6 protein-coding genes are annotated in these 6000 nt (G+C 34.8%); 5 read left to right on the forward strand and 1 reads right to left on the reverse strand.

Annotated elements, in window-relative coordinates:
• Positions 1 to 273: 273 nt before the first annotated feature.
• From B7E07_RS11525 to B7E07_RS11545, 5 genes are all read left to right on the forward strand, one after another.
• A complete protein-coding gene (locus B7E07_RS11525; RefSeq protein ID WP_080846004.1) occupies positions 274 to 948 on the forward strand; it encodes a serine/threonine protein kinase in 675 nt (224 codons plus the stop codon).
• A gap of 260 nt (positions 949 to 1208) precedes the next feature.
• On the forward strand, positions 1209 to 1823 hold the full coding sequence (locus B7E07_RS11530; protein WP_257391543.1) for a hypothetical protein: 615 nt from the start codon (positions 1209 to 1211) through the stop codon (positions 1821 to 1823).
• A 187-nt stretch (positions 1824 to 2010) separates the two neighbouring features.
• Positions 2011 to 2637 carry a class I SAM-dependent methyltransferase gene (locus B7E07_RS11535; RefSeq protein WP_080846006.1) on the forward strand — a complete coding sequence of 209 codons (627 nt, stop codon included), beginning with the start codon at positions 2011 to 2013 and terminating at the stop codon, positions 2635 to 2637.
• 190 nt (positions 2638 to 2827) lie between these two features.
• Entirely contained in the window at positions 2828 to 3319 is a 492-nt protein-coding gene (locus B7E07_RS11540) for a sigma-70 family RNA polymerase sigma factor (protein WP_080846007.1), read from the forward strand.
• Positions 3319 to 4050 carry a hypothetical protein gene (locus B7E07_RS11545; protein ID WP_080846008.1) on the forward strand — a complete coding sequence of 244 codons (732 nt, stop codon included), beginning with the start codon at positions 3319 to 3321 and terminating at the stop codon, positions 4048 to 4050. The genes B7E07_RS11540 and B7E07_RS11545 overlap by 1 nt, the downstream gene beginning before the upstream one ends.
• 396 nt (positions 4051 to 4446) lie before the next feature.
• Here B7E07_RS11545 and B7E07_RS11550 read toward each other — a convergent pair whose 3' ends face one another.
• Positions 4447 to 5898 (reverse strand): IS1182 family transposase, encoded by a 1452-nt coding sequence (locus tag B7E07_RS11550; protein ID WP_080843532.1) that lies wholly within the window; start codon positions 5896 to 5898, stop codon positions 4447 to 4449.
• Positions 5899 to 6000 lie beyond the last annotated feature (102 nt).

Consider the following 6000-nt stretch of genomic DNA (forward strand, 5'->3'; position numbering starts at 1 on the left):
ATTGCTTGGGCGCTGGTACCAAGTTTTCATATTTGATCTTCCGCTAGAGGCCAGTGACTTAACGATTAAATTTAGTGAGTTCCTATCAGAAGACCAGACATCTTTAAAATCTTGTCTTTATGTTTTCTGCTCACACCTGCGAAGCTAATTCTAAATTCGATCAGATTTGTATATATTTAATATCACTCATGAATAGTTTAAGAGAATGTTTCAATGAAATAGTATTTAAAGATAACTATTATTCTGCTTTATCACCTGCCAGTCGAGGGAGAGATTATTGTGCAATGGGAAATTGCGATCGAATCACTATCTAAAATAACAGTTTTATCAAATCCAAATAATGAACCAGTAACGATAATAGGGGAAGTAGAGGATCTTAAGTGCATCGGAGTTGGTACAGATGCTGCCGTTTTTCAATATCTGGCTGCCCCGCAATATGCCTACAAAGTGTATGCAAAAGATAAAGTAGATAAAGTAAAGGTTGAAGCTGAAGTCTATCAAAAAATTGGTGATTCTCCATTTTTTTCAACCTATTATGGTTCTGGTGAAACTTTCATTGTGGTAAGTTATGAAGAAGGTAAAACCCTTTATGATTGTGTTCTTCAAGGCATTCATATTCCAGAACAGGTAGTTAATGATGTTGAGCTTGCTCGAGATTTTGTTCGAAGTAAAGAATTGAATCCTAGAGATATACATTTGAAGAATATATTGCTGCAAAATGGCAGAGCAAAAATCCTAGATGTATCAGAATATGTTCAACCTGGGAATGATCTTAGATGGGAACACTTAAAAAAGGGTTATGAGGAATATTATCATCTAATCGATGGGAAATCGGTTCCATTTTGGATCGTTGAAACTGTCCGAAAATGGTATCACCAGCAAAATAAATATTTTCCTTTCTTTGATGACTTTATGAAATTAGTACAGAAGCTGAATTTTATGAAATAGGTTTGATTATAATAGATGATTGCATTCATAAATTAATAAAAAAGCATCGATATTAACGTATCGATGCTTTTTTACATAGATTATTACCTATATTCAGGTACTAAAAAAAAGAAAGACAAGGATATGTTAAACTGTTAAATATAGTAAACTTGTATCCTCAATGATTCTTTTCATGAAAGAACTATAGAGGGTGTAGGTTTGTAGATGCTTATGTTGGCATGATTTTAGAAGAATAAGGGGGAGCAGAAAAGTTGAGCCAAATGAGAGGAATAATACTAGAAGGCTACTCAAATTCAGGTAAAACATCGATTTTAAATGAATTGAAAAAACTTCATTGTCATGATCATAATAATGAACGCAGTTTCATCGTTCTTAGTGAACATTACTCTCAAGTATTACATAGGGTGAATGGAGAGTTGAAATTCCTTAATCAAGATGAACATCTACACATTCTTACCGAAAGGGTTAAGATGTTGAAACAATTAAGTTTGTGGGCTAAAGGAGTTGGGGCTTCACATCGTTCCAAAGGTGTTTTTTTCATTCTTGAAAGATTTCATTTAAATCATCGAACGGCGTTCTCCCATTCTGGATTGCATAAAATTAAGGAAATTGAAGCAGAATTGTGCGGGCTTGGTGCAAAGTGTGCTCTTCTTACAATTTCCACAGATCAAGCTGAGAATAGATTAAAGAGCAGAAACCCAGAACATTGGAAAAGTAAAACGGAAAAAGAAACACAAAAGGCAGTTGATCATCTAATACATACACAGCATAACCTGAGACAACATGCAAGTGACACAATTATCCCTACCCTTGAATTAAACACGGATCAGCAAGATTGGGAAAGTTATGCAAAGGTCATTTATCCTTCTGATTAACCAAGAGGCTGTACATTTTAGAGGGAATTATTTGAATTTTATGTTAATATAATACTATTAAAGAAAGGCGGGGATTTTAATAGTACATAATATTGGAATAAAGTTGAACATAAAATTAAAGGGCAGGCTTTTCGAGTAATTCAAAAGGAATGCTCGGAAAGTAACTTTATAAGTTGGAGGAACATTTATGTTAAGTCAACAAGGATTCGATTTATGGGCAGATCAGTACGACAAGACTGTTCAAATTAGTGAAGACAAGAATCAGTATCCTTTTGCAGGCTATAAAAAGATCCTAAACGCTATTTATAATGAAATTATGCAGCACAAACATGCAAAGGTTTTAGATATTGGTATGGGTACTGGTGTACTTTCGAGTAAACTATATCAATATGATCATTTAATTGATGGAATCGACTTTTCACCAAAAATGATTTCAATTGCTCAATCAAAAATGCCAGCTGCTGCATTAATAGAGTGGGATATTTCAAAGGGTCTTCCTAGAGAGAGAATGAGAAATGAATATGATTTCATTGTCAGCACTTACACGCTCCACCACCTGGCAGACAATGAAAAAATCACTTTTATAACGGACTTGCTTTCTGTTCTGACTGATGACGGCAAGATTTTAATAGGTGACATCGCTTTTGCCAGCAGGGAAGAACTGAATCAATGCAAGCAGGATCATCAGCAGAACTGGGATGATGATGAATTTTATTTTGTTTATAACGAAATCAAAACACCGCTGGAGCATCTATGCAAATGCGAATTCGTACCCATTTCTCACTGTGGTGGTGTATTTATTATTTCGAAGTAATCTCTAAGGGGCAGCTATTTTTAGCTGCTTCTTTTTATGGTGGGTAATTTATATGGAAAGGAAACGGGTTTAGGAAAAACAATTCTTCTATAGCAGTATAGTTTCATTGATTTAGATCGTATAAATTATGAACCCTGTAACTCATGGGAATCGTCTTTTAAATAAGCAGCAATGAAGAGGAGGGAAGTCTGTGGACCCTGATTTTAATAAAATAGTTGAACTTCATGTAAATGACATACGAAAAATCGTTTTTTCGTATGTGAAAAATCATCACACAATGGAAGATATCACGCAGGAGGTATTTATATCAGCATATCATAACATCAGTCAATTTCGAGGCGACAGTTCCATTAAAAATTGGTTATTAAAGATCGCAGTAAACAAATCAAAGGATTATTTAAAAAGCTGGCATCACCGTAAAGTACAAATGACCCATTGGTTTGGTAAAGAAGAACAGGCAAACAAAGATACGGAAGAAACAGTTTTAGCTCAGGTAAGAGATCGAGAATTAGCAAATGATATTATGCAGCTTCCAGTTAAATATAGAGAAGTTATTATCCTATATTATTATCAGGATCTGGATACCAATGAGATTAGCAGTCTTTTAGGATTGAACGTTAATACAGTTAAAACAAGATTAATCCGAAGCCGAGATCTATTAAAAAGGAGGTTTGATTTTTAATGGATGCCAACAAGAATATTATTAAAAAGGTTCTTGATGATCATGTATTTACCGAACTGAATCTAACTCAAACGGAGGTAGAACAATTTACAGAATCAATAGCTCAAAAATCGAAAGAGACCAAAAAAACTAAAAAATCTTATAAATTCGTATTGCCAGCGGCAGCGGCCTTATTGGTTATTTTGTTATCAGGAATTCTGTTAAGTACGTTCATGACGGATACAAATAATCCAACAGCATCCATTGAAGAGAAAGCTGAACTGCTTTACGGAGAACCGATTTTGATTCCCGAAATAGAAGGTTTTCATATTCTATTCTCTGCTATTACGATGCTTCCAGTTCAGATGGATCAGCCGACTAATTTAACGATTTCATACGGGAAAGACAAAGGCGAAATAGATGCTAATTTTAATAGTGAAGAAAAGCAAAAACAATGGGAAGAGCAGCAGAATAGCATTTTGCTTTATGGACCCTTTACCGGTGAAAACGTCATTAGTATCCAATATAGAAAAGGACCGATAGAACTTGGCGGAGGTAGTGGGGAGGAAAAGATCATTAATGGAATGGCTGTACAATATGAATACTTACAAAGAGATGCGGGCGATTTTGTGTTAGCGATCATTCATTCAGAAGATGGCAGCTATAGTGTAGAAATGTTCATTACAGATGATTTAACCTTAGAAGAATCAGACGAAATTTTAGAAGAAATAACGAGGCAGTTGAAGAGTTAATAAAAACATTTTATAGGATTGAATAGTTTAAAATAGTGCAGATAAATATTTTTTCAATGGTATGAAGCTGGGACATAATTATTTAACACCACTACAGAACCGAATGATTAGGGAGCGAACCTTTCTAATCATTCGGTTTTTTGCTTGTTTAACATTTAATATTTCTAAATATGAGTGAAATGGAGCGGAGGACCCTCGACTCCTATGGGCAATAGAGGAAAAGGTGAGACCCCGCAGGAGCTTTGCGAGGGCACTGATTTTCTTAAGGTTTTTCGTTTTTCTTTAACCTGGTAAAATCTTATAAAGATAAAAAAGCCAATTTCTGTCTATTATTAGAAAGAAATTGGCTTTATTTTTGTCTGAATCCCTTAATTTTGGACTATGTTGTCCATTTTCTTACTTTATTAACTTTAGAATTCGTTTTATATTTACCGCAAATATGGTGGTTGCCCCTTGAATTTGCATGCCAAATAAACCCGAGGATTTCGCTGTTTCATACTCGTGTGCATGTTTTAATTCGCTATTCTTAGCCTCAATCTTATATCGATTTCGAGATAGCTCTTTAAATTTAACCGTCTTTTGAAATGCTTCCTGATCTTTATGCTCTGTCGATTTTATTGTGACAGAATAGGATTTTGTTTTCGCTCCTTTTTTATAACAGCCCTCTTGTAAGGGACAAGTGTTGCATTTATTCGTATCAAATAAATATTTAATTCTTGGATTTCGATCTTGACCTTTTCTTTCTTCAAATTTCTTTTGGATCGCCAAATGGCCAGCCTTACACACATATATTCCTGCATCTTTATTAAACGTGAATTCGTCCTCTTTTTTTCGCGTACCATGCGTTACATGTGGATGCAATTTTGAAACAAGTTCCAAATTTTCTTCTTTTATATAACGAATATTTTCTTTCTCAGAATAGGCCGTATCTCCAATAACCGTTTTAATTTCCATTCCTGTTTTGATGCTTTTTTCAACTAATTCTTGAAGATATTTTCCATCACTTTTCTCTCCAGTTGTGATCACCGCTGCCGTAATAATCCGTTCGTTAGCCATTGCCAAATGTGTTTTGTATCCAAAAAAAGAGGAGTCTGCCGATTTATGTCCTACTTTGGCATCTGGATCCATGGAAAAACTCAACTGTTCTGTACAATCCTCAACGACTTCTTTTAATACATTTAACTTTTCTTTCACCGCAGGTAATTCTGAAATTCTTGGCTCTGATTCGATGGCGGTAATAAGATCTTCGCAGTACTGTAATTCATCTTCAACACTATTCGTTGTTGTTTTGGCCGGTAAATTCTCTTTCATCGATTCATCGATTTGGTAGACAGACCGACGTACATTCTTTGATTTTTCCTGTAAAAATTCTTTAACGGACTTTTGATTATAACGGGATTTTGTGTGAGTTGAGTCAACAATAATCGTTTTACTTTTAATGATGTCTTTCTCTAATGCGATTTCAACACTTTTATTTATAAGCATATCTAATAAATCCACATCTTTTAGACGAAGCCTACGAAACTTCGTTAGGGAACTGGGGTCAATAACAGGATCTTCTGGCGCCATTTCAAGGAAGTATTTAAAGGACATATCATACTTTGATCGTTCGACCACATCTACATCTGATAAATTAAAAATGGATTTAAGCAAGAGATATTTGAACATACGGATCGGGTGAACGGCATTACGACCGTTATCTAGACAGTACTTTGATTCTAACTCTTCTAGAATAAAGCTGAAGTCCACAAGATCATTGATTTGACGAAGCATATTATCTTGTGGAACAACAAGATCGTATATCTGTAAATAGGGGCTGAAACTAAGGGATTGTTGGTTGGAGATCATTTTATATACCACCTGCGATAAGTTAATACCTCTATTATAAAACAAAAAGCCAGTGAAACAGTAAATGTTTCACTGACTTAAATGGACTTTTTCAGTGCCCTC

It is taken from the genome of Cytobacillus gottheilii, assembly GCF_900166665.1.
Lineage (GTDB): Bacteria > Bacillota > Bacilli > Bacillales > Cytobacillaceae > Cytobacillus > Cytobacillus gottheilii_A.